The 24,017-nt window shown below is 36.2% G+C and carries 17 protein-coding genes, 4 tRNA genes and 1 riboswitch; of the genes, 16 read left to right on the plus strand and 5 right to left on the minus strand.

The genetic code is table 11. The features are described 5' to 3' along the window. Window positions 1–5: 5 nt before the first annotated feature. The 11 genes from EZJ43_RS13740 (at window position 6) to EZJ43_RS13790 (ending at window position 15,710) form a co-directional block, all read left to right on the plus strand. Window positions 6–980 (plus strand): alpha/beta hydrolase, encoded by a 975-nt coding sequence (locus EZJ43_RS13740; RefSeq protein WP_133263292.1) that lies wholly within the window; start codon window positions 6–8, stop codon window positions 978–980. Between the two features lie 2 nt (window positions 981–982). Then, complete coding sequence (locus EZJ43_RS13745; protein ID WP_133263293.1) at window positions 983–2,044, plus strand: glycoside hydrolase family protein; 1,062 nt, start codon at window positions 983–985, stop codon at window positions 2,042–2,044. A 172-nt stretch (window positions 2,045–2,216) separates the two neighbouring features. Beyond that, window positions 2,217–3,704, plus strand: coding sequence for a sodium:solute symporter (locus EZJ43_RS13750; protein WP_133263294.1), 1,488 nt, complete (start codon window positions 2,217–2,219; stop codon window positions 3,702–3,704). Window positions 3,705–3,764: 60 nt separating this feature from the next. Then, window positions 3,765–6,902 carry a glycoside hydrolase family 2 TIM barrel-domain containing protein gene (locus EZJ43_RS13755; RefSeq protein ID WP_133263295.1) on the plus strand — a complete coding sequence of 1,046 codons (3,138 nt, stop codon included), beginning with the start codon at window positions 3,765–3,767 and terminating at the stop codon, window positions 6,900–6,902. A gap of 313 nt (window positions 6,903–7,215) precedes the next feature. Beyond that, window positions 7,216–9,996, plus strand: a complete 2,781-nt coding sequence (locus tag EZJ43_RS13760) for a type I restriction endonuclease subunit R (RefSeq protein WP_133263296.1) — start codon at window positions 7,216–7,218, stop codon at window positions 9,994–9,996. Window positions 9,997–10,031: 35 nt separating this feature from the next. Beyond that, window positions 10,032–10,709, plus strand: coding sequence for a DUF433 domain-containing protein (locus EZJ43_RS13765; protein ID WP_133263297.1), 678 nt, complete (start codon window positions 10,032–10,034; stop codon window positions 10,707–10,709). 1 nt (window position 10,710) lies between these two features. Then, window positions 10,711–11,136, plus strand: a complete 426-nt coding sequence (locus tag EZJ43_RS13770; protein WP_133263298.1) for a PIN-like domain-containing protein — start codon at window positions 10,711–10,713, stop codon at window positions 11,134–11,136. Between the two features lie 102 nt (window positions 11,137–11,238). Next, window positions 11,239–12,582 (plus strand): restriction endonuclease subunit S, encoded by a 1,344-nt coding sequence (locus EZJ43_RS13775; RefSeq protein WP_133263299.1) that lies wholly within the window; start codon window positions 11,239–11,241, stop codon window positions 12,580–12,582. A gap of 54 nt (window positions 12,583–12,636) precedes the next feature. After that, window positions 12,637–12,957 carry a type II toxin-antitoxin system RelE/ParE family toxin gene (locus EZJ43_RS13780; protein ID WP_133263300.1) on the plus strand — a complete coding sequence of 107 codons (321 nt, stop codon included), beginning with the start codon at window positions 12,637–12,639 and terminating at the stop codon, window positions 12,955–12,957. Window positions 12,958–13,011: 54 nt separating this feature from the next. Then, window positions 13,012–14,121 (plus strand): HigA family addiction module antitoxin, encoded by a 1,110-nt coding sequence (locus EZJ43_RS13785; protein WP_133263301.1) that lies wholly within the window; start codon window positions 13,012–13,014, stop codon window positions 14,119–14,121. Between the two features lie 107 nt (window positions 14,122–14,228). Next, window positions 14,229–15,710, plus strand: a complete 1,482-nt coding sequence (locus tag EZJ43_RS13790; protein ID WP_133263302.1) for a class I SAM-dependent DNA methyltransferase — start codon at window positions 14,229–14,231, stop codon at window positions 15,708–15,710. A gap of 66 nt (window positions 15,711–15,776) precedes the next feature. Here EZJ43_RS13790 and EZJ43_RS13795 read toward each other — a convergent pair. The 4 genes from EZJ43_RS13795 to EZJ43_RS13810 all read right to left on the minus strand — a co-directional run bounded on the left by EZJ43_RS13795 (window position 15,777) and on the right by EZJ43_RS13810 (window position 16,409). Then, window positions 15,777–15,848: transfer RNA gene (locus EZJ43_RS13795), tRNA-Glu, on the minus strand. A 31-nt stretch (window positions 15,849–15,879) separates the two neighbouring features. After that, a tRNA-Met gene (locus EZJ43_RS13800) sits at window positions 15,880–15,955 on the minus strand. 237 nt (window positions 15,956–16,192) lie between these two features. Continuing rightward, a tRNA-Glu gene (locus tag EZJ43_RS13805) sits at window positions 16,193–16,264 on the minus strand. Window positions 16,265–16,333: 69 nt separating this feature from the next. Then, window positions 16,334–16,409: transfer RNA gene (locus EZJ43_RS13810), tRNA-Met, on the minus strand. Between the two features lie 413 nt (window positions 16,410–16,822). Here EZJ43_RS13810 and era point away from each other — a divergent pair. Continuing rightward, on the plus strand, window positions 16,823–17,719 hold the full coding sequence (gene era, locus EZJ43_RS13815; RefSeq protein ID WP_133263303.1) for a GTPase Era: 897 nt from the start codon (window positions 16,823–16,825) through the stop codon (window positions 17,717–17,719). Between the two features lie 171 nt (window positions 17,720–17,890). Further along, a complete protein-coding gene (der, locus tag EZJ43_RS13820) occupies window positions 17,891–19,192 on the plus strand; it encodes a ribosome biogenesis GTPase Der (RefSeq protein WP_133263304.1) in 1,302 nt (433 codons plus the stop codon). Between the two features lie 504 nt (window positions 19,193–19,696). Here the strand turns inward: der and EZJ43_RS13825 are convergent. Then, window positions 19,697–21,304, minus strand: coding sequence for a S41 family peptidase (locus tag EZJ43_RS13825; RefSeq protein ID WP_133263305.1), 1,608 nt, complete (start codon window positions 21,302–21,304; stop codon window positions 19,697–19,699). A gap of 178 nt (window positions 21,305–21,482) precedes the next feature. On the opposite strand from EZJ43_RS13825, the gene murQ reads away from it, so the two are divergent. From murQ to EZJ43_RS13840, 3 genes are all read left to right on the plus strand, one after another. Then, the gene (gene murQ / locus EZJ43_RS13830; protein WP_133263306.1) at window positions 21,483–22,289 is read left to right on the plus strand and encodes an N-acetylmuramic acid 6-phosphate etherase; all 807 of its coding nucleotides are present in this window, start codon (window positions 21,483–21,485) and stop codon (window positions 22,287–22,289) included. A 138-nt stretch (window positions 22,290–22,427) separates the two neighbouring features. Then, window positions 22,428–22,994, plus strand: a complete 567-nt coding sequence (locus EZJ43_RS13835) for a hypothetical protein (RefSeq protein WP_133263307.1) — start codon at window positions 22,428–22,430, stop codon at window positions 22,992–22,994. A gap of 36 nt (window positions 22,995–23,030) precedes the next feature. After that, window positions 23,031–23,774 (plus strand): Bax inhibitor-1/YccA family protein, encoded by a 744-nt coding sequence (locus tag EZJ43_RS13840; protein WP_133263308.1) that lies wholly within the window; start codon window positions 23,031–23,033, stop codon window positions 23,772–23,774. Between the two features lie 118 nt (window positions 23,775–23,892). Beyond that, a riboswitch (SAM riboswitch) is annotated at window positions 23,893–24,010 on the plus strand. Window positions 24,011–24,017: the final 7 nt, after the last annotated feature.

A 24,017-nucleotide genomic window follows, 5' to 3' on the forward strand; every position in this document is an offset into this window, starting at 1 on the left:
TCGTTATGTGTAATTTTTTTAACCAAACATTAAATGCATGCAGAAAAACCCACAAAGTAGTATTGCTTTCTGTTTTTCTTTTTGGCTCATTATCCTTAAGTGCGCAAACCATAATGGATTTATATAAGGGAGAAATACCGGGTTCGGTAGAAGCAAATCTTCAAGAAAAAATTGAAATTAATAGTGATGCAACAATTTTTGTAGGCAATGTTGCTAAGCCAACTTTAACAATATTTTTGCCCAATACAAAAAAGGCATTAACATCAGCGGTTATTATTTGTCCCGGTGGCGGTTATCAAGGTTTATCTATGACGAGCGAAGGCACTAAAGTTGCCGAACAGTTTGTTAAAAACGGAGTTGCGGCTTTTGTGCTCAAATACCGATTACCAAATGATAAAATTATGGTAAGCAAGATGAACGGTCCTTTGCAGGATGCCCAAGAAGCAATTTTAATGGTGAAAAAACATGCAAAAGAATGGAATATAGATACAAATAAAATTGGTATAATGGGATTTTCGGCAGGCGGGCATTTAGCTTCAACTGCGGGCACACATTTTTCTGGCGTGATAAAAGATGAAGCACATCAATTTATTCGTCCTGATTTTATGATGTTGATCTACCCCGTAATTAGTATGGAGGATAGTCTTACACACGGTGGATCGAAGTACAGTTTATTAGGTAAAAATCCTTCAGAAGAAACTAAACGATGGTTTTCTAACGAATTTCAGGTAACTGAGAAAACGCCACCAACATTTATCGTCCATGCGCAGGATGATCCTGTGGTGTCTCCAAAAAATACACTAGAATTTTATAAAGCACTTTATAATAAGAAAATCCCAACGGAAATGCACATTTATCCGAAAGGCGGTCATGGTTTCGGCCTTGATAATGCGAGTACAAAAGACAGATGGTTTGATCGTTGTATCAACTGGATGCAGGCAAATGGTTGGATTGCCGCAACAAGTTCAACAACAAATTAAAAATGAGGAACTACCTAACTCTTTTTTGTTTGTTGCTACTTCTATTTGGTGTACATGATGCCGTAAATGCTCAAAATGAAAAGGAAACTAAAAGCCAAGTTGCAAAAGCGCCACTGTTTCGAGATCCTATTTATGATGGCGCTGCGGATCCAATGGTCATTTACAATTATAAAGATAAATGTTGGTCGATGTTCTATACAAATAGGAGGGCTAACGTAAAAACTCAAGGCACAAATTGGGTATATGGTACTGATATTGGCGTAGCGACAAGCATAGATCATGGCAAAACTTGGGTGTATAAAGGGGCATTAAATTTAGCGTTTGAGCAAGGCCACAATACTTTTTGGGCCCCTCATGTGGTTTACGATAAAGGAATTTACCACATGTTCGTTACTTATATCCCTGGTATCAGCGATAATTGGTCTGGAATTGGGAAAATAGCACACTATACAAGTAAAGATTTATGGGGTTGGAAGTTTAAACAACTCATTCCTTTGTCTGAAGATGCTTTGCTTGATCCTACGGTTTACAAAAAGCCAGATGGATCTTGGGGTTTATGGTATAAAAACTCGAAACTTGGTTATACAGTAGAGGCGGTAAGTAAAGATTTAAAAAATTGGAAAAATATTGCTGGTACAACTGTAAACGACGTGCAGCACGAAGCACCGTTTGTTTTTAAAGCTAAAGATTTCTATTGGCTCCTGACCGATCAGTGGGATGGTTTGGGCGTTTATAGGTCTAAAGATTCAGATCATTGGGAAAAACAAGGTGTCATTTTAGGAAAAAAGGGAATTAGAAAAGATGATAACGTTAGGGCAAGTCATCCCGGTGTAGTGGTTGCGGGCGATAAGATTTATGTGTTTTATTTTACCCATCCGGGATGGGAAAAGGAAGGTGGCTGGGCAAACGAAAAAGATAAGTTGGATGAAGACGGGATTCTTCCTTACCATTACAGGCGTTCTTCTATACAAGTAGCAGAAATAAAAATAGAAAACGGCATATTAACTTGCGATCGAGATGCACCTTTTAATTTTTATTTGCCTGATTTGAATATTGATAATTAGTACATTTTTGAAACTTGAAAATCAATTTGTAGGAATAAATTCAGCCTCATTTTCGATGGAAGTGTTTACGCTTTCATCAATAATAAATTGTATTGGACGTTGCAGAAGTAGTGAAGCCTGAAATAAAATAAGTTTAATAAAATGCATCAGATTATATAAAACACACCTATTAATGAATATTTCTACAACAGATCTTATCGTTTTTTTAGTTTATATGTTCGGAACCCTAATTTTTGGGTGCTCATTTTATTTTAGAAATAAATCTTCAAACACATTCACTTCTGGCGACGGAAATATGCCGGCTTGGGTAGTGGGAATGTCGATATTTGCTACATTTGTAAGTAGTATCAGTTTCTTAGCATTACCCGGTAGCGCCTATGCCAAAAACTGGAATGGTTTCGTTTTCAGCTTATCCATCCCGATTGCTGCATATTTGGCCGTTAAATTTTTCGTCCCATTATATCGTGAGGTAAATAGCCCATCGGCTTATACTTTTTTAGAAAAACGCTTCGGGCCATGGGCGAGAATTTACGCATCACTTTGTTATATGTTAACGCAGGTTGCGAGAATGGGTTCCATTATGTTTCTGTTAGCACTCCCAATAAATGCGCTTTTTGGTTGGAATATTTACCTCATCATCATTGTTACTGGTGCATGTGTATTGCTATATTCTATGTTGGGTGGCATTACTGCCGTAATATGGACGGATGCGATACAAGGAATTGTTTTAATTGCAGGCGCATTAATTTGTGCAATTATATTGCTTTACTCCATGCCCGAAGGACCAATGCAAACCTACCAAATTGCTAAACAGTATGATAAATTAAGTTTGGGAGGATTTAATCTCGATTTTTCTAAATCAACTTTCTGGGTAATTTTAATTTATGGTTTGTTTATTAATGTTCAAAATTTTGGAATAGATCAAAGCTATGTACAACGATACATGACGACTGGATCGCTTAAAAAAGCAAAGTTTTCTACTTGGTTTGGTAGCTTACTTTACATCCCAGTTTCTATGCTATTCTTTATTATTGGCACGGCATTATTTGCATATTACCACGTTTATCCAGATTTACTACCAGCAACTTTAAAAGCCAGTGGAATGGGAGATCGGGTTTTTCCTTATTTTATCGCCCATGGATTGCCAAAAGGCGTTACAGGCTTATTAATCGCTGCAATTTTTGCTGCAGGTATGAGTTCTATTTCTACAAGTTTAAACAGTTCTGCAACGGTTATTTTAACAGATTACTACGAACGCTACTTTCAAAAAAACGCAAGCAATAAAAAGTCGATGCGGGTACTTTACTTATCTACATTTACAATGGGCATATTGGGCGTGTTAGCCGCACTAGCCATGACGCAGGTAAAAAATGCGCTCGATGCTTGGTGGGGTTTGTCTTCTGTTTTTAGCGGAGGCATGTTAGGCCTTTTCCTTTTAGGCTACTTCTCTAAAAAGGTAAAAAATGTAGATGCTGCAATAGGCGTTTCGCTAGGCTGCTTGGCTATTTGTTGGGTAAGTCTTTCTCCAGTTTATTTTACAAACGGAATTTGGATCTCTTTTAAAAGCACTTTAAATACCAATTTGGCCATTGTAATTGGTACAATAATTATTTTCCTAACGGGATTTTTAAGTTATAGCATCTTCAATAGGCAGAAGTAATAATATTGAAGGCATCATCATAAATTAAAATTTTTACAACACAGTTTTAAAATTCATCCTATGAAAATTAAATTAGTTTTAGTAGTCCTATTTGCAAATATTTTAAGTTTGAATGCACAGGTGAACGACTGGGAAAACCCAAGTTTGGTAAGCATTGGGATGGAAAATGCCCACGTTACTTTTATGCCTTTCGATAATCAAAAGGATGCAATAAGCAATGATTACGCCCGCTCTAAAGATTTTAAATCGTTAAATGGAAATTGGAAATTTAATTATGTAGATCAATATAAAGATAGACCAACAACCTTCGCAAGTGCAGATTTTGATGATTCTGGCTGGGCAGATTTAAAGGTGCCATCAAATTGGGAGTTAAATGGCTTTGGTGTACCAATCTACACTAACATTGTTTATCCTTTCCCCAAAAACCCACCGTTTATAGGTCCTAATAATCCTGTAGGTACGTATCGTAAATCATTTATAATTCCCGAAAATTGGAATCAAAAGGAAGTTATTTTACACTTTGGATCAATTACGGGTGCCGCGTTTGTTTATTTAAATGGTAAAAAGATTGGGTTAAGCAAAGCCTCTAAAACACCTATCGAATTTAACATCACTAAGCATTTAAAAAAGGGAGAAAACAAATTATCGGTTCAGGTTTTTCGTTGGCACGATGGCAGTTATTTAGAAGATCAGGATTTTTGGCGTTTAAGCGGAATTGAGAGAGATACTTATTTGTTTGCACTGCCGAAGTTAAGTATATGGGATTTCTTTTTAAAAGGAGATTTAGATGTAGCCTATAAAAATGGCTTATTTAGTGCCGCAATTGATATCCGCAAATTTGTTGGAAATGACATTAAAAATGCAAGCGTTTCTGTTTCGTTAACAAACAAAGTAGGTAAAACTATTTATGATAAAACCCAAAATTTCACTGTAAATAAAGATAGTATTCAAACCTTAAACTTTAGTGGAACAATTAATAATCCCCTAAAATGGAATGCAGAAAATCCCAACTTATACGACTGCGTAATTACTTTAAAAGATCATGCGGGAAAGGTATTGTTTATCACCTCGAACAAGGTTGGTTTTCGCAAGGTTGAAATCAAAAATGCGCGTCTATTGGTAAATGGAGTGCCAATTTCTGTTCACGGGGTTAATCGCCATGAGCACGATGAAGTAACTGGCCACACCACTACAAAAGAATTAATGCTAAAAGACATTAAATTGATGAAAGAATTTAACATCAATTCGGTTAGGCTTTCGCATTATCCTAACGATCCGCTTTGGTATAAGTTATGCGATGAGTATGGTTTATATTTAGTAGATGAAGCGAATATAGAAACACATGGTATGGGCGCCGAATTTCAAGGAAGGATTGATAAAAGCAGGCATCCAGCTTATCTTCCAGAATGGGCACCAGCGCATTTAAATCGTACCGTGCGAATGGTAGAACGCGATAAAAACCATCCCTCAATTATTATTTGGTCTTTAGGTAACGAATGCGGTAACGGCCCTGTTTTTCACGACAACTACAAATGGATAAAAAATAGAGACAATACAAGGCCAGTGCAGTTTGAACAGGCAGGCGACGATTGGAATACAGATATTGTTGCCCCAATGTACCCGAGTATAGATAATATGAAAAAGTATGCCGCTGATGAAAGTAAAACCCGCCCTTACATTATGTGCGAGTATGCGCATGCCATGGGAAATAGTAGCGGTAACTTTAAAACCTATTTCGAAATTATGCGCAAAAGCAAGAATATGCAAGGTGGCTTTATTTGGGATTGGGTAGATCAAGGAATTAAAACTAAAGATGCCAATAATAAATCATTTTGGGCTTATGGAGGCGACTTAGGTGGTTTTTATCTCCAAAATGATGAAAATTTTTGTGCGAATGGTTTAATTTCTGCAGATAGAACACCACATCCTGGTGCGTATGAAGTTAAAAATGTGTATCAACCCATCATCATTACCGCAAAAGATTTGAATAAAGGGATATTGGAAATCGAAAACATATACGATTTTACCAATTTAAAAGCATGTAATTTTAAATGGGAACTGTTAAAAAATGGCGAAAAAGTAAATGAAGGAACTTTTGAAGTCAACTTAAATCCGCATCAAATTAAAGATGTGCAGTTGAACCTACCAAAATATAAATCGATTGCCGGTACAGAGATTTACTTGAATATTTATGCAACCACTAAAAATGAAACGCCATTGTTGCCAGCCAATTTTGAAGTAGCTAAAGCCCAGTTTAAATATGCCGGAGATTATTTTGCAAAGGATGAAGCCATTGTTACTAGTCTTATTATCAATCAATTAAATGATCAAATAAAATTTACCGCGGGTAATGTAAAAGGCGAATTTAATATTAAAACCGGAAGAATATCTGGATATAGTAATGGCGAAAATAAATTCTCCAATTTTTTAGAACCTTATTTTTGGAGAGCACCAACCGATAACGATTTTGGAAACGAAATGCCTAGTAAATTAGGTGTTTGGCGATCTGCACATTTAAATAAACAGCTAAAAGATGTTAAAGTTGGCGTACAAAATGCACAAGGTTTATCTATTGATGTGACTTGGCTATTGGCAAACATTAACGTGCCTTACCACATAAACTATTTAATTTTGAATGATGGTTCGATTAAAGTAACAGGATCGATGGATTTTTCTAATACCCAATTGCCAGAATTGCCGAGATTTGGAATGAGGACAACCTTATCAAATTGGTACACAGATTTAAATTATTATGGTAGAGGTCCGTTCGAAAATTATATCGACCGTCAAGACGCTTCTTTTATAGGTATTTATAAGGACAAGATCGAAAATCAATATTTTAAGGATTATATCCGTCCGCAAGAAAGCGGCAATAAAACCGATGTACGTTGGTTAACATTGACAAATAATAAGGGAATGGGCATTAAAATTGAAGGTGCGCAACCTTTAGGTTTTTCTGCAATAAATCACAGCACCGAAGATTTAGACCCCGGTTTAACCAAAAAACAGCAGCACCCCACCGATTTAAAACCACGAGATGAAGTGTTTTTAAATGTAGATTTAAAACAACGTGGTTTAGGAGGAGATGACAGCTGGGGTGCACTTCCACATCAAGAATTTCAATTGCTCGATAAAAAATACAGTTATAGTTACACCATCAGTTTAATTGACGGAACTGCAGATAAAAAGGAAAAATAGAAATCAGTTGTTAAATATGGAAAGGAGCTCGAAAGGGCTCCTTTTTTTTGGGAATTAGAAAGGTATGTACAAAGGAGGCGACGAAATTCTCCAACGAGATCACATTAAAAATCAAAATTCAATTCAAATATTCCATCTAAACCAATCTAAATTATGTAGTATAAAAATGAATTTAATTTTAGCTAAATGCCAGATTTAAAAGTTTAACAATACATATTTGATTTTTTTTGCCCACTTTTATTAATCATACAAAATAAAGGATTTATGATATTTGGAAACTAAATATTACTTTAGCGAATACCACTCGCACTCAATGAACCAAAACCCAGAACAAATAGCTCGTGATCATATCGACGGTCAGTTAATCGACTGTGGTTGGGTTATTCAATCCAAAAAAAACATAAACTTATCAGCTAGCTTAGGTGTAGCAGTGAGGGAATATTTAACTGATGTTGGCCCTGCAGATTATGTGCTTTTTGTAGATAAAAAACCTGTAGGTTTAATTGAAGCGAAAAAAGAGGAAGAAGGTTACCAGCTTATAAAAGTTGAAGAACAATCTACCGACTATGCCAACGCCAAACTTAAATATATAGACAGCGAGCCTTTACGCTTCGTTTACGAAAGTACGGGAACACTCACAAGGTTTACAGATTATCAAGATCCAAAACCACGCTCGAGAGAAGTATTTAGCTTCCACAGGCCAGAAACTTTTCAAGAACTCCTAAAAGCAGATGGATCATTAAGAGCTCGGTTACAGGATATTCCGGCATTGCCAGAAGCTGGCTTGCGTGAGTGCCAAGTTTTAGCCATCAATAATTTAGAAAAATCTTTTAAAGATGCCCGACCGAAAGCTTTAATTCAAATGGCAACGGGTGCTGGTAAAACGTTTACAGCCATCACTTTTATTTACCGTTTGCTTAAATATGCCAAAGCAAAGCGAGTGCTATTTTTAGTAGATACAAAAAACTTAGGTGAACAGGCAGAGCAGGAGTTTATGGCTTATCTGCCGAACGACGATAACCGTAAGTTTACCGAACTCTACAGCGCCACCCGTTTAAAAAGTAGTTTCATTCCCACGGATAATCAAGTTTATATCAGTACTATCCAAAGAATGTATGCCATTTTAAAAGGTACAGAATTAGATGACAGTGCAGAGGAAGAAAACCCCAACGAAAGTGTATTTAAAACAAAAGAACCGCTTCCGGTAGTTTATAATGAGAAAGTACCGTTAGATTTTTTCGATTTCATTGTAATTGATGAATGCCACCGCAGTATTTACAATCTGTGGAAACAGGTATTGGATTATTTTGATGCTTTCCAAATTGGCTTAACCGCCACGCCTGATAACCGTACTTTTGGTTATTTCAATCAGAACTTAGTTTCTGATTATGGCTACGAGAAAGCCGTTATAGATGGTGTGCTAGTGCCTTACAATGTTTTCGGTATAGAAACTAAAATAACCAAAGACGGTGCTAAAATAGGCTTGGGCGAAAAGGTAGATAAACGTGAACGCTTAACCCGTAAAAAGTTTTGGGAAAGTGTAGATGAAGATATCGAATATGCTGGCAAGCAACTAGATAAAGACATTGTAAACCCAAGTCAAATCCGCACTATTGTTAAAGCCATTAAAGAAAATCTACCGCAGATGTTTCCAGATCGGTTTGATAAAGACGGAGCTTTTGAAGTGCCCAAAACTTTGATCTTTGCCAAAACAGATTCCCACGCCGAAGACATCATTAATATTGTAAGAGAAGAATTTAACGAAGAAAACAAATTCTGTAAAAAGATTACCTATAAAAGTGTAGAAGACCCTAAAACGGTATTAAGCCAATTTCGTAACGATTATTACCCACGCATTGCCGTAACCGTAGATATGATTGCTACAGGTACGGATATTCGCCCTTTAGAGGTGCTGGTATTTATGCGTGACGTAAAGAGTAAAAGTTACTACGAGCAAATGAAAGGACGTGGTACACGTACTTGCTCGCTAGAGCAATTAAAATTAACAGGCACACCAACGGCAAAAATTACTAAAGATCATTTTGTAATTATTGATGCCATTGGTGTAGAAAGCTCGCAGAAGACTGATAGCCGCCAATTGGAGAAAGCGCCCGGTATTTCTTTAAAAGATTTACTGCAAATGGTTTCCGTGGGTAACACGCAAGAAGAAGTGCTATCTACTTTGGCCAACCGCCTAATTAGGATGGATCGGCAGATCAACGAGAAAGAGAAAATTGCTTTCGCCGAACATGCAAATGGCTTTACCATTAATCACGTAGTAAAACAATTGCTAAATGCCCACGATCCTGATACGCATTTGGAAATCATCCACCAAGTAAACGAACAAATGAAAGGGCAAGCGCCATTGGCGATAGAGAAAGAAATCATCAAGCAAACAGAAAGGTTAATTGCCGATGCTGTAAATGTATTTCACAACCCCGAATTAAGAAGCTATATTATGGACGTGCGTAAAAAGTACGATCAAATTATTGATGGCATCAACATCGATGAAATTGTGAATATTGGTTGGGTTAAAGACCAAACTGAAAATGCTCAAAATGTAATCAATAGCTTTAGCGAGTGGATTGCAAACCATAAAGATGAAATTACTGCTTTACAATTATTTTACGGGCAAAGCTACCAACGCAGAGAGCTGACTTATAAAATGATTAAAAACCTGTACGAAAAACTAAAAACCGATGCGCCAACATTAGCACCGCTTTCCGTTTGGAAAAGTTACGAACAGTTAGAAAAAGTAAATGGCTCGCCAAAAAACGAATTGGTGGCTTTGGTCTCTTTAATTAGGCGGGTAATTGGTTTAGATGAAAACCTGACCGCTTATGATAAAACCGTGGATGCTCATTTTAAAGATTGGGTGTTTAAACAACAAGCCGGAACTTTAAAGTTTAGCGAAGAACAAATGCAATGGTTGCGGATGATTAAAGATTATGTAGCCAGCTCTTTCCATGTAGATAAAGAAGATTTTGAACTTGACCCTTTTAACAAAAACGGTGGTTTGGGCAAAATGTGGCAGTTGTTTGGCGACAGAACGGAAAGAATTATTGAAGAATTAAATGAAGTATTAGCGGCTTAGTATTTGTAGTATAATTTGTTAATTTTGTATTAAACTTGAAAACCTTCGAAAATAAACTAAAACTCGGAAATGGTATTTATACCGTTAAAGAAATTTCTCAAATCCTAAGAGTACCTTATCACAAAATTAATTTGTGGATTACAAAGTATTGGGATGGAGAATTGGGAAAAGCTTATGAGCAAAATTATTCGTGGAAAGTAGCTGATACAAAAGCAGTCGGCTTTCATACACTAGTAGAATTTTATGTAATGATGCAGTTTGCAGAAGCTGGTGTCAAAATTAGAGAAGTTTTAAATGCGCATAAAGAACTCGCAAGTATCAATAAAAGTAATTTCCCTTTTGCAACCAAGGCGATTTTAGAGAATATTAAAACAGACGGTAAGAAAATCTTTTTAAGTGCCAATGGCGATACAATTACATTGGATGGTACAAAGCAATTAAATCTTGATTTTATCAACCTGTTTTTTAGGAAATTAGATTTTGATGAAGAAAAAGTTGCTTCTAGATTTTGGCCTTTGGGTAAAGAAAAAGAAATCGTATGCGACCCGCATCATAAATTTGGACAAGCTGTTATTGGCGGTACAAATATACAAGCCGAAGCAATTTACATGATGTATTTAGCTAAAGAGCCAATTGATTTTATTGCTGAATTGTATGAGCTTAGCAAATCTGAAGTGCAACACGCTATAGAGTTTTATAAAACGGCAGCCTAAAATGAGGCACTATAAAATTTTTATAGACGAAAACTTACCTAAGCAATTAGCCATTGGTCTTAACGAATTGCAAAACCCTCAAAATAAAAAAGATGGATTTACGGTAGAAGTGCTTTCCATTGCCGATGAATTTGGTAGAGGTACACAAGACGAGGATTGGATTCCAAAAGTAGGCGCTATCAATGGTGTCGTAATTACCCAAGATTTTAGAATACAAAGTCAAAAGCATCAAAGGGAGTTGTACCAAAAACATGGCGTTGGCATACTTTTTTTTAATCCACCATCTAAAAGTGGTTTTGCATACTGGGAAATGGTTAAATTATTAGTAAACCGTTGGGAAGAAATAAAACAAATCGTTAAAAAGAACAATACGCCTTTCGCATTTCGATCTTCTGCTAAAAAGAGTTTTGAACTTATGGAATATTAACAAGTCTTATTTGACTGAAAAACAATTGTTTAAATAATTACAGCGTAACTATGTGATTGTCAATAACTTTTTATTTGATGGTTATTTGACTGAACAAAAAAAATGAACAAATTGAAAGAATTGCCAGAAGGGTGGAAGTGGGTCGAACTTCAAGATATTGCAGAAGTAACTTCAAGTAGGAGAATATTTCAAAGCGATTATGTCCAAGAGGGAATACCTTTTTACAGAACAAAGGAGGTAAAAGAATTAAGTGAGGGCAAAGAAATAAAAATCGAGCTTTTCATATCTTCGGAAAAATATGCGTTAATTAAAGCAAAAAACCCTGTGCCTAAAATAGGAGATATTTTGCTCTCTGCTGTAGGTACTATTGGAGTTTCTTACATTATTAAAAACGAAGACACTTTTTATTTCAAAGACGGGAATCTGATTTGGGTAAGAAATCTAAAAAATGTGATTTCAAAATATTTAGATTATAACTTTGCTCACTTTATTAAATTCCAACAATCAATTCTTACTTCTGGTTCAGCCTACAATGCGCTGACTATAATAAAGCTCAAAAAGTACTTAATCCCTCTACCTCCACTTACCACCCAACAATCCATCGTTTCCAAAATAGAAGAATTATTTTCTGAGTTGGATAAAAGCGTAGAAAATTTAAAAACAGCCCAACAACAATTGAAAGTTTATCGGCAAGCGGTTTTGAAATGGGCTTTCGAGGGGAAATTAACAAGTGGTCTAAATCAAGATGCTAATGATGTAGCTGATGAATATGATTTAGCAATGGTGGCAGAGCCTGAAGGGGTTTATCAAACTGCAAATGACAAAGCAAATCAAAATGCCGAACAAGCAGGATTGTTTGAAGGGTGGAAGTATAAACGATTAGGGGACATGTTTAATTTCGTTGGTGGAGGAACGCCAAGTAAAAGTGAGCCTTCATACTGGAATGGAGATATTAATTGGGCTTCTGTTAAGGATGTTAAAGGTGATTATTTGATAAAAACGCAAGATTATATAACTGAAATAGGTTTAAAAAATAGTGCTTCCAATCTTGCACAAATTGGCGATGTTATTTTAATTACAAGAATATCTCCAGGGAAAGCAATTATTTCGAAAATTATCACTTCAATCAATCAAGACCTGAAAATTGCAAAGCCTAGATTTGAAACAACATCAAGTTTTGTAAAATACTTTTTCAATGCTCTTGAGAGACAATGTATCAAAGTTGCAAGTGGAACTACCGTATTGGGAATTACCCTTAACAATTTAAATGAATTGTTAATTCCTGATTTATCTCTAGGAGAACAAACCCAAATCGTTGAGGAAATAGAAAGACGCCTATCCGTTGCCGATAAAATGGAAGAAAGCATACAGCAAAGTTTATTACAAGCAGAAAGTTTAAGACAAAGTATATTAAAAAAAGCTTTTGAGGGAGAATTAATTAAATAAAATAATTCACAAATTTGTGAATATAATTGATATATTTGCACCAGTCCAATACTAATGGAGATTACGTTTAAAAATATCTTACTGGCAAATTTATATGAGGGTAAAAAGGTAAAAGACAAGAAATTTCAATTTCAGCCTCAAATTGTAAAGCAATATATTAAAACGTTAAACATACTTCGCTCTTTAGATAAAATAGAACAAGCCTACCAATATAACACCCTACGTTATGAAAAACTATCAGGTAATTTAAAAGGAAAAAGTTCGGTAAGTGTTAACATGCAATACCGTGTCATTTTTCAAGAAATAGCTAGTGAAACCGAGCCCTTCGAAATCATTTTATTGGATATAGAAGATTTGAGCAATCACTACAGCTAATTAATTAACCTATTTTAATATAAAGGAGCGCCACCTTTAAAACGGCTAACCCGTATGTCAACCAACATAAATCAACTTACCCCAGCAAAAGCAATTCATCCCGGAGAAATTCTTAATGATGAATTAAAAGATAGAGGCATCAGTCAGCAAGATTTTGCACTAGAAACTGGTATTGCTAAAACTATACTTAATGAAATTATAAAAGGGAAAAGAAGTATCAATGCAGATATTGCTTTATTAATTGGTAAATCATTAAAGATGGATGCAAAGCTATGGCTCAATTTGCAAAACAATTATGATTTGGATTTAGCCAATATCAAACAAAAAACTCAAAAACAATTAATCGCCTTAGGCGCTTGGAACGAGATAAAGGAATATGTACCTTATCGGTTTTACAAAAAGCACAAAATAATTTCTGGCGATCCATTGGAAGATGTGTATTTGTTGCAAAAAATTTACGCTGTAAATAATGTTGCTGCGTTATTAGCAGTCTGCAATGAACCAAATTTTGCTCGTTTCCGAAAATCAGAAAAATTAGAGCCAAATAAAATTAACTTAATTGGTTGGGTAAAATTAATCGCTTTTGAGGCCAAGAAATTGGAAGTTGGTATTTTTGATGCGTCAAAAAAAGATGAATTGATTACAGAATTAAAAGAAATTTTAAAGGAAAATGCAGAAACGGTCAGTCGCACAAAAGTGCTGTTGGCAAAGTATGGAGTCAAGTTAATTATTCATAAAAATCCCGAAAAATGCGCCGTAGATGGAGTTTCCTTCTGGAGTGAGGGTAAGCCCGCAATTGGTTTAAGTGTAAGGCATCAACGAATTGATAATTTTGCATTTACCATTTTGCATGAGTTAGGTCATGTGTTTTTGCATTTGGCAAATGATAAGAATGCCCAATTTATTGATTTGGATAAACAAGAATTATCAGAAGACTACTGCTTAAGCACTGAAGAGAAAGAAGCAAATGATTTTGCAGCGAATGCATTAATAAGCCTTCAAGATTGGCTAGTGTTTATGAAAAATAAATCTATTTACGATTCGAAAGAGGTGATTGCCTTTGCAGTTCAGCTGGGTTTGCACCCGGCAATAGTTTACGGTAGGTATGCCAATGAAACTGGCAATTATAAAATTAAAGTAAGCATAGATAAAACGTTAAATTAATACCGTTTAGCCAAATTCAAAATTGAATTTTAGTGTACATCTTTTCAAACATGTACACTAACTCGGCATTTAGTTTACATCTTTAATAAAAAAAATATCATATAATAATGGCGAACAACGCATCGAATATAGTAAACAAAGTATGGGCATTCTGTCAAACCTTGCGGGATGATGGTGTAGGTTATGGGGATTATTTAGAGCAATTAACCTATTTGCTTTTCTTGAAAATGGCAGATGAATATACCAAGCCGCCGTATAGCAGAACAATGCCTATTCCAAGCGAATATGCTTGGGATACATTAACCAATAAGTCTGGTGCCGAGCTAGAGACGCATTACAACGTTTTGCTCAGAGAGTTAGGTAGAGACAAGGGTATATTGGGTCAGATTTTTACCAAGAGCCAAAACAAAATTCAAGATCCTGCAAAATTATATAAACTCATTGCTTTAATAAATGCCGAGCAATGGTTGCTGATGGGCGTTAAAGATAAGGGCGATATTTACGAAGGTTTATTAGAGAAGAACGCTGAAGATACTAAAAGTGGTGCTGGTCAGTATTTCACACCGAGAGCTTTAATAAAGGCGATGGTAGAATGCTTACAGCCAGAAGCTGGTAAAACAATTGCCGATCCAGCTTGCGGTACGGGCGGTTTCTTTTTAGCTGCGTACGATTGGTTGGCAGAAAATAGAGATTTAGATAAAGAACAAAAACAATTTTTAAAGTACAATACGTTTTACGGCAATGAGATTGTAGCCGGAACCAGAAGATTGGCTTTAATGAATTTGTTTCTACACAACATTGGTGATATTGATGCCGATTCAGCTATTTCTCCCAATGATGCACTAATCGCAGATAGTGGAATCAAATACGATTATGTGTTGGCTAATCCGCCTTTCGGTAAGAAAAGCAGTATGACCTTCACCAATGAGGATGGAGAGCAGGAGAAAGAAGATTTAACATATAATCGTCAAGACTTTTGGGTAACCACATCGAACAAGCAACTTAACTTTGTACAGCATATTAAATCGATGCTCAAGAGCACAGGTAAAGCTGCGGTTGTTTTACCAGATAACGTTTTGTTCGAAGGTGGCGTCGGAGAAACCGTAAGAAAGAAGTTATTAGACACAGCAGATTTGCACACTATTTTAAGGCTTCCTACCGGTATATTCTATGCAAATGGTGTAAAAGCTAATGTGTTGTTTTGGGATGCTAAGCCAGCCAGTAAAACCCCATGGACAAAAGAAGTTTGGGTGTATGATTACAGAACAAACGTTCACCATACTTTAAAGAAAAATCCATTAAAGTTAGCAGACCTGCAAGATTTCGTTTCTTTGTATAAAACTGCCAATCGAAACAAGAGAGCGGAAACTTATCATCCCCAAACCAACCCAGATGGAAAGTGGAGAAAGTTTAGTTATGAGGAGATTATGGCTCGAGATAAGACGTCTTTGGATATCAGTTGGATTAAAGATAAATCATTAGCCGATTTAGATAACCTGCCCGATCCTGATGTATTGGCGAATGATATTTTGGAAAACTTAGAAGCAAGTATAGATAATTTCAGATCGATAATTATGCAGTTGAAATAGATTATGTATTCCATTTTAGCCTATAAAAACAAAAACCACCAATTTTTATAATTGGTGGTTTTTTTGTAGCCCGCAGGGGAATCGAACCCCTATTTCCAGAATGAAAATCTGGCGTCCTAACCGGTAGACGAGCGGGCCATTAAATAATAGAAGTGTCTTTCAACTTCTTTGGTAGCGGGGACCAGACTCGAACTGATGACCTTCGGGTTATGAGCCCGACGAGCTACCAACTGCTCCACCCCGCACTTTATGTCTTCAAATTATCCTACCTGAAGGAGTGCAAAGGTATGCACTATTTTCGATTTTCAAAATAAAATATTAAAATAAATTATAAATTATTGATTATCAGTTAATTCTTTTTTTTTGCCCTCTATTGTGGAAAATAAATAAGGAAAGAAATATATTGATTTACAAAATCTCGTAAACCAAAAAAAAGTTGATCGTCAGCGTTATCGCTTTAAATCAACTTTTTGTATTTCCTGTAGCCCGTAGGGGAATCGAACCCCTGTTTCCAGAATGAAAATCTGGCGTCCTCACCCCTAGACGAACGGGCCATTCAAGCTTAAAGCTAAGAGGGAAAAGACCAAAGCTTTGAGCTTTCTGCTTTAACCTTTCTGCTAAAGTGGTAGCGGGGACACGACTCGAACGTGCGACCTTCGGGTTATGAGCCCGACGAGCTACCAACTGCTCCACCCCGCATTGTATATTAGAATTTTTCTTCTTCGGGTTATGAGCTCTTTCGAGCGTACTCCCGATGATTCGGGACTCCACCCCGTATTGTATGTTAGAATTTTTCTTCTTCGGGTTATGAGCTCTTTCGAGCGTACTCCCGATGATTCGGGACTCCACCCCGCATTGTATGTTAGAATTTTTCTTCTTCGGGTTATGAGCTCTTTCGAGCGTACTCCCGATGATTCGGGACTCCACCCCGCACTGTATGTTGAGCGTTTTTTCGTCCGAAAAATCAACTTTTTGAGTTAATTTTTCATAAATCGGAGCTCAAATCCGCGTGCCAATTAATACGTTATTAAATCCTTAACTCCGTTTTTGAATTGGAATGCAAAGATATAATTCGTTTCTTTGCTGTGCAAATTTATTTTAGATTTTTTTAAATGACACATAAAGCAGGTTTCGTAAGTATAATAGGTAAACCAAATGTGGGTAAATCAACCCTGATGAATGTGCTTGTTGGCGAGCGACTTAGTATCATCACCCCCAAAGCGCAAACTACCCGTCACCGTATTTTGGGTATCGTAAATGAAGCCGATTATCAAATTGTTTTCTCTGATACGCCTGGCGTAATTAAGCCAAAATACAGTTTACAGGAGAGTATGATGAGTTTCGTAAACGGATCTTTAGCCGATGCAGACTTGCTTTTGTTTGTAAACGACATTAACGAGAAACATGATGAAGAGGATGTGATGGAGAAAATTTTAAATCGCAATATTCCTACAATCGTATTAATAAATAAAATTGATCAAGCTTCGCAAGAATTGGTTGAAGAAAAAATAGCCTATTGGAAAGAAAAACTAAATCCGATTGCAATTTATGCCATATCTGCCTTGCATAAACATAATGTTGATGGTTTGTTGGAGCGCATCTTAGAAACGTTGCCTTTTCATCCGCCGTATTACGATAAAGAAGAATATACCGATCGTTCTGAACGTTTCTTTGTGTCTGAAATGATTCGTGAAAAAATATTTACAAATTATCAAAAAGAAATTCCTTACAGCACCGAAGTGGTGGTAAAAAGTTTTAAGGAGGAGGAAATGAAAAATGGTAAAGGCGAAATGATCCGCATTGCAGCAGAAATAATTGTTGAGCGCGATTCGCAAAAAAACATTTTAATTGGTACCGCAGGCAGCATGCTTAAAAAAGTGGGCACCGAAGCCAGGTTAGAAATTGAGAAATTTTTAGATAAAAAGGTGTTTTTGGAAATGCATGTAAAAGTTATTCCCGATTGGAGAAGTAAAAAGAACTATCTTAAAAGCTTTGGTTACGAGAATTAACCGTACCTTTGCAAACTGAAATAAAAAGTCAATGGCTGTTAGTTTATAGTTGATAGTCAAATTGATAGGTGTATAGTCCACATCAAAATCATCAACCATTGGCCAAAAAACTAACAACATTTTTACGATTGTGTTAAATCTACAACCGTAAATCTACAATCTGAAACACAAATGAGTAATATTATCGCCATCGTAGGCAGGCCAAACGTAGGCAAAAGTACCCTTTTTAATAGATTAACTGAAAGCAGAAAAGCAATTGTTGATGACGTTAGCGGTGTAACCCGCGATAGACATTATGGTGTAGGCGAGTGGACAGACAGAAATTTTACCGTAATTGATACTGGTGGTTATGTAGCCAACTCTGAAGATGTTTACGAAGCTGCCATTCGTGAGCAGGTAATGATTGCCATTGAAGAAGCAAGTGTGCTTATTTTTATGGTTGATGTAACTACCGGCATTACCGATTTAGATGACGACATTGCCCAGGTTTTACGCAGAAGTAAAAAGCCTGTATTTGTTTGTGCAAATAAGGTTGATAATACAGCGCTATATGGCGAAATACATACTTTCTATGGCTTCGGCTTAGGCGAGGTTTATGCACTTTCTTCTATGACGGGTTCGGGCACTGGAGAGTTGCTTGATGAGGTGGTTAAACACTTTGAAGATGTAGTTGAAGAAGAAAATTTACTGCCAAAAATTACAATCGCCGGTCGCCCAAATGTGGGTAAATCTTCTTTAGTAAATGCATTGGTAGGTGCACAGCGTAACATTGTTACCGAAAATGCTGGTACAACCCGCGATTCGATTAAAATTCATTACAATCAATTTGGGCATGAATTTATGCTGATTGATACGGCAGGATTGCGTAAAAAAACCAAGGTTAAAGAAAACCTTGAATTTTACTCGGTAATGCGTAGTATTAAAGCTATAGAGGAGGCTGATGTTGTTATTTTGATGATTGATGCGCAAGACGGTATCGAAAGTCAGGACATTAATATTTTCCACCTAGCGGAGAAAAACAAAAAAGGTATTGTTATTTTGGTTAATAAATGGGATTTAATTGAAAAAAATACCCAAACCATGAAAGCTTTTGAAGAAGAAATTCATGAGCGCATTCGCCCTTTTACTGATGTGCCAATCGTATTTACTTCAGTTTTAAACAAACAAAGAATTTTCAAAGCTGTAGAATCGGCTTTAGAAGTTGCTAAAAATAGAAGCAAGAAAGTGCCTACATCTAAATTAAATGATGTAATGTTGCCGTTAATTGAGAAGTTTCCACCGCCAGCATTAAAAGGAAAACACATTAAAATTAAATACATTACTCAAATTAATGCCACCTCGCCAATGTTTGCGTTTTTCTGCAACTTGCCTCAGTACATTAAAGATCCATACAAACGTTTTATAGAAAACAAGTTGAGAGAGCATTTTGATTTTTCTGGTTCGCCGATTCAAATTTTCTTCAGACAGAAATAGGGTTATTATAGCAAAAGCTGAAAATTATATTTATTAGAAAGCAACACTCAAAAGATGTTGCTTTTTTTATTGATATGAATTGATAAATCAGTTATCCGTTGAATATCGGCGTGGCGCTTATATGCATCGGATGACTACAAAACTTGACCAACAATCTTCTCGGTAAAGGTAACAACTCGCTAGTTAAGAAATACTTCCCTGGTTTATTAGCCGAGGATTTTAACTCATCAGTAGCAGAATCAGAATTACAAATCTTGACCAACAATGAGTCGTTGGAAATTTATTTTATTATAGGTTGATGTCCTCACCGACCGAAACTGCGTATGTTTATTTTTGCTGTTAAATAATTAATCGCTATTTGAGTTTTTTATTCAAACCTAAGTTATCTAAACCTGACATGAATGGAAAACACGGATTGCGTTTTTTTCTACGCAAACGGCTTTGTAATGGTTGGCAGGACTAATCTTGATTTTGTAACAGGAACCTGCTTTTCTGAAAAATAATTTATTGCAAATTGATTAACGCTTGCTTAACTACGTTGTCGGTTTGATTAACGGCTTTGTAATAACCAACATCGCCTAAGTAATAACGGCAAAGAAAAGCCTTTAAATCTACCGCGATATGCATTTTAGCACTGTTGAGCTGTGTATGATCCACTGTAATTTTCTTATTTTGAAGATAGGTTGCAAAATCTTTGAAATCGTTATCGCTGATGTTGAAGGTGTTAATATTTTGTTCGATGAACGATGAAGAATAGCGGGTTGTTAACACATCAAAAACAAAATCGGACAATATTTTTTTGATGACTAATTTGCCGTAAAATTTATTGTAACCAGTAGTATCTAACTTAACAAAAACATCGGGTTGAATGCCACCTGCTGTTTTTTGGGTTTTAACTGACGATGGATTTACACCTTCAGTTTTCTCAACAGAATCTTGAAACGAAGTGCGATCGGCAGTTAGTTCGCCATCGGCCATTCTATCATCTAGTTCGTGTTTATAGGCATCGTAGCCTTTTTTGTACGATTTTTGAATACTTCGACCGGATGGCGTAAAATACCTTGCTATGGTTAGGTTTAGCGCCGAGCCATCATTAAAAGCAAACTGTTCTTGCACCAAACCCTTACCAAAAGATCGGCGGCCAACAATAATTCCCCTACCTAAATCTTGTATGGCACCAGCAACAATTTCGCTCGCCGAGGCCGTATTTTCGTTTATTAAAACAGCGAGTTTACCTTGCAGAAACGCGCCAGTGCCCGATGCAAAATAGTCGGTGCGAGGCTCGTGCTTGCCTTCTGTATAAACAATAAGTTTATTTTCAGCCAAAAATTGATCGGCCAAGCCAGTAGCTGCGCTAAAATAACCGCCTCCATTGTCGCGCAAATCCAGAATGAGTTTTTTCATTCCCTTCGCTTTTAAATTATTTATGGCATTAGCGAAATCTTCATCGGTATTTGCACCAAATTTGCTAATGCGCACGTAGCCGGTTTCGGCTGCAATTAGGTAGGCCGCATCAATACTGCTTACGTTTACTTTGCCTCTTGTTACCATTAAGCGGCGTGGTTGCAAACTGCCAGTTCTTAACAACAAAACATTTACACCTGTGCCAGCTTTACCTTTAAAACGCCCAGAAAGTTGCGCTTTAGGTAAATTTTTTCCACTTACAACAGCACTATCGATACTTAAAATTTTATCGCCTAGCTTAATTCCGGCCATAAAAGCGGGGCCATCTTTTACTACTCCGGTAACCATCATGGTATCGTTTAGCATATAATACTCTAAACCCACACCTTCAAAATTCCCTTCAAGGGTATTGGTCATATCATCTACATCGGCAGGAGGTAGGTAAACACTATGAGGATCTAATTGATGTAAAACACTATCGATGGGCAGATTATGCAGCGAATCAGTATTAATATCATCTACATATTTTTTATTGATGATGTGAAGAATCTCATCTAGCTTCTCCCCATTGTTATCAACATATTTAGTGTTTTTTTGAATGTCGAAACCTTGCATTTTTATAAACTTAATGCCAACAAACATGCCTAATGTTAATACAGCAGCGTAAGTAAAAGCAATAATAAGGTTATAACGAGTGTTCTTTTTCATTTATTTTTACAAAAATATGAAAATTAGTGGGTTCATTATATTTTTAACCACATTATAAGGTGAATTGTTTGTCATTATTTGATGTTTTTGACGTTAAAATTTTTTAGCCGTCAAAAAGGAATTAATTTAATTCATTTTTAAAAAGGAATTAACGATTTTTATCAAAATTATAATTGATATGAACAGAGTTACCGAGCAAGAATCTAACTATAAGCACATTGAAAAAATGTCGGTTTTGGAAGTATTGCAGGGCATAAATAATGAAGATAAACAGGTTGCCTTTGCGGTAGAAAAATCGTTGCCTCAAATAGCAAAACTTACAACGGCCGTGGCAGATAAAATGAAAAAAGGTGGCCGATTATTTTACATTGGCGCCGGTACAAGTGGCCGATTGGGCGTTGTAGATGCATCCGAATGTCCGCCAACTTATGGCGTGCCGTTTGATTGGGTGGTGGGCATTATTGCCGGAGGCGATACCGCAATTAGAAAAGCGGTAGAAAATGCCGAAGACGATGTGGCGCAAGCTTGGAAAGATTTACAAGAATTTAACATAAATGAAAAGGATTGTTTAGTTGGCTTAGCAGCTTCGGGCACTACGCCTTATGTAGTTGGAGGCTTAAATATTGCCCGCCAGCATGGCATTTTAACAGGTTGTATTGTTTGCAACGAAGGTGGCCCGATCGTTGCAGGATCTGATTTCCCGGTTGAGGTGGTAGTTGGGCCAGAGTTTATTACTGGATCCACGCGGATGAAATCGGGCACAGCCCAAAAATTAGTTTTAAATATGCTAAGTACGGCGGTAATGGTGCAGTTGGGTAGGGTTGTAGGCAATAAAATGGTAGATATGCAGTTAACCAACCATAAACTTGTAGATAGAGGCACATTAATGATAGCTGATGAATTGAAAATAAATTATGAGGACGCCGCCGAATTATTAAGTAAATATGGAAGTGTTAGAAAAGCTGTTGAAGCAAGTAAAAGTTGAAGGTATTAAGTTCTAACTATAATAGTGCAAATATAAAAAAGCTTAAAAATAAACGACTTATATTAATCTTTACAAAACTAAGCTAGTAATAGTAATTTCCGACTTATAACTTACCACCTATAACCTTCAACTTTACAGATGCACGAAATAGAACCTTATTACCAATGGAGAGATGATTACATTTCTGCGGAAGATGATCGCTCGCCTTTTTACAATACCGAGTATTCTGAATTGTACTTTGATAAGCAGATTTATAATTTTTTGTTACATCCCCAATGGGACGAATTTGGCTCTAATACGCTTTATTTAAAAGTTTTGTATGCCGATTACGATAGAAGTTATGCCATTATAGAATTTATTGGCGAATGGAACGATGCCATTAATAACGATATCATGATGCTAAAACGCGATATTTTAGAATTGATGATGGATGAAGGCATTACAAAGTTTATTTTAATAGGTGAAAACGTGCTTAACTTTCATGCTTCAGATGATAGTTATTACGAAGAATGGTTTCAGGAAGTGGAAGATGGATGGATTGTGGGTGTTAATTTTCAAGAACACGTAATTAAAGAGTTTAAAGATAATAATATTGATTATTACATTAACTTTGGTGGCGCGATTGATGATATGCCTTGGCGCACGTTAAAGCCTTTACAGTTTTTTAAAAAAGTTGAAGAACAACTGACAAAAAGATTGAATTAAATAATTATTTTTATAAATTAAATCACAATAATATAAATGGAACAACAAAATTATCAGTACCAAGACAATAGTGTTTTTGTACAACAAAACTCGGTTGCAAAAAAATTCTTCGCAAATGTTTTTTTATGGATGTTTGTGGCCTTAAGTTTATCAACATTGGCAGCATTTTATGTATCCAATACCGATTCGGTACTGCACATGCTTATCAATTTTGAAACCGGACAAAGAACTGGTTTAGGTTATGTTGCTATGTTTGCACCGCTAGGTTTAGTGTTACTAATGGGTGCAGGGTTTAGTAGGTTATCTTATACTGCTTTATTGGGCGTATTTGTTGCTTTCTCTTTACTGTTGGGCGTAAGTTTAAGTTTTATTCTTTTAGTTTATACCGGTACTTCAGTTATAACTTGTTTTGCAGCTGCAGCAGGTATTTTCGGTATTATGGCGTTTTTAGGCTATACCACCAATGTAGATTTAAGCAAGTTTGGTCCAATTTTAATGGTTGGTGTTGTTGGTTTAGTAATTGCCAGTATTGTCAATATGTTTATCCAAAGTGAACAATTTAGTCTAATTATGGCTTTTATTGGTATTGCTGTTTTTACTGCATTAACTGCTTACGATGTGCAGAAGATTAAAAGAATTGGCTTGGGCTTGGAAGAAAGTGGCGAGCAAATGGCATCAGCTGATACTAAGAAACTAGCGATCATGGCTGCTTTATCACTCTATTTAGATTTTATTAACATATTTTTATTCTTACTTCGTATCTTCGGAGGTAGAAAATAATCATCATTTAGCAAAATATTATATCGAAGGCCATGCATTTTTGCGTGGCCTTTGTAATTTTATTTGGTTGCAAAGCGATAATTTTTGGAATTGACGAGCGTTTGTTGCATTTTTGCACTGCTTATAAAGAAAGACGGAGGGATTAGACCCAACGATGTCTTAGCAACCTGTGCCAAACAAGGTGCTAAATTCTAATCTAGTTCCGATGGTTATTCGGGAGCAAGAGAAGATAAGTTTAAAGGA

The sequence above is a fragment of the Pedobacter changchengzhani genome (assembly GCF_004354365.1).
Lineage (GTDB): Bacteria > Bacteroidota > Bacteroidia > Sphingobacteriales > Sphingobacteriaceae > Pedobacter > Pedobacter changchengzhani.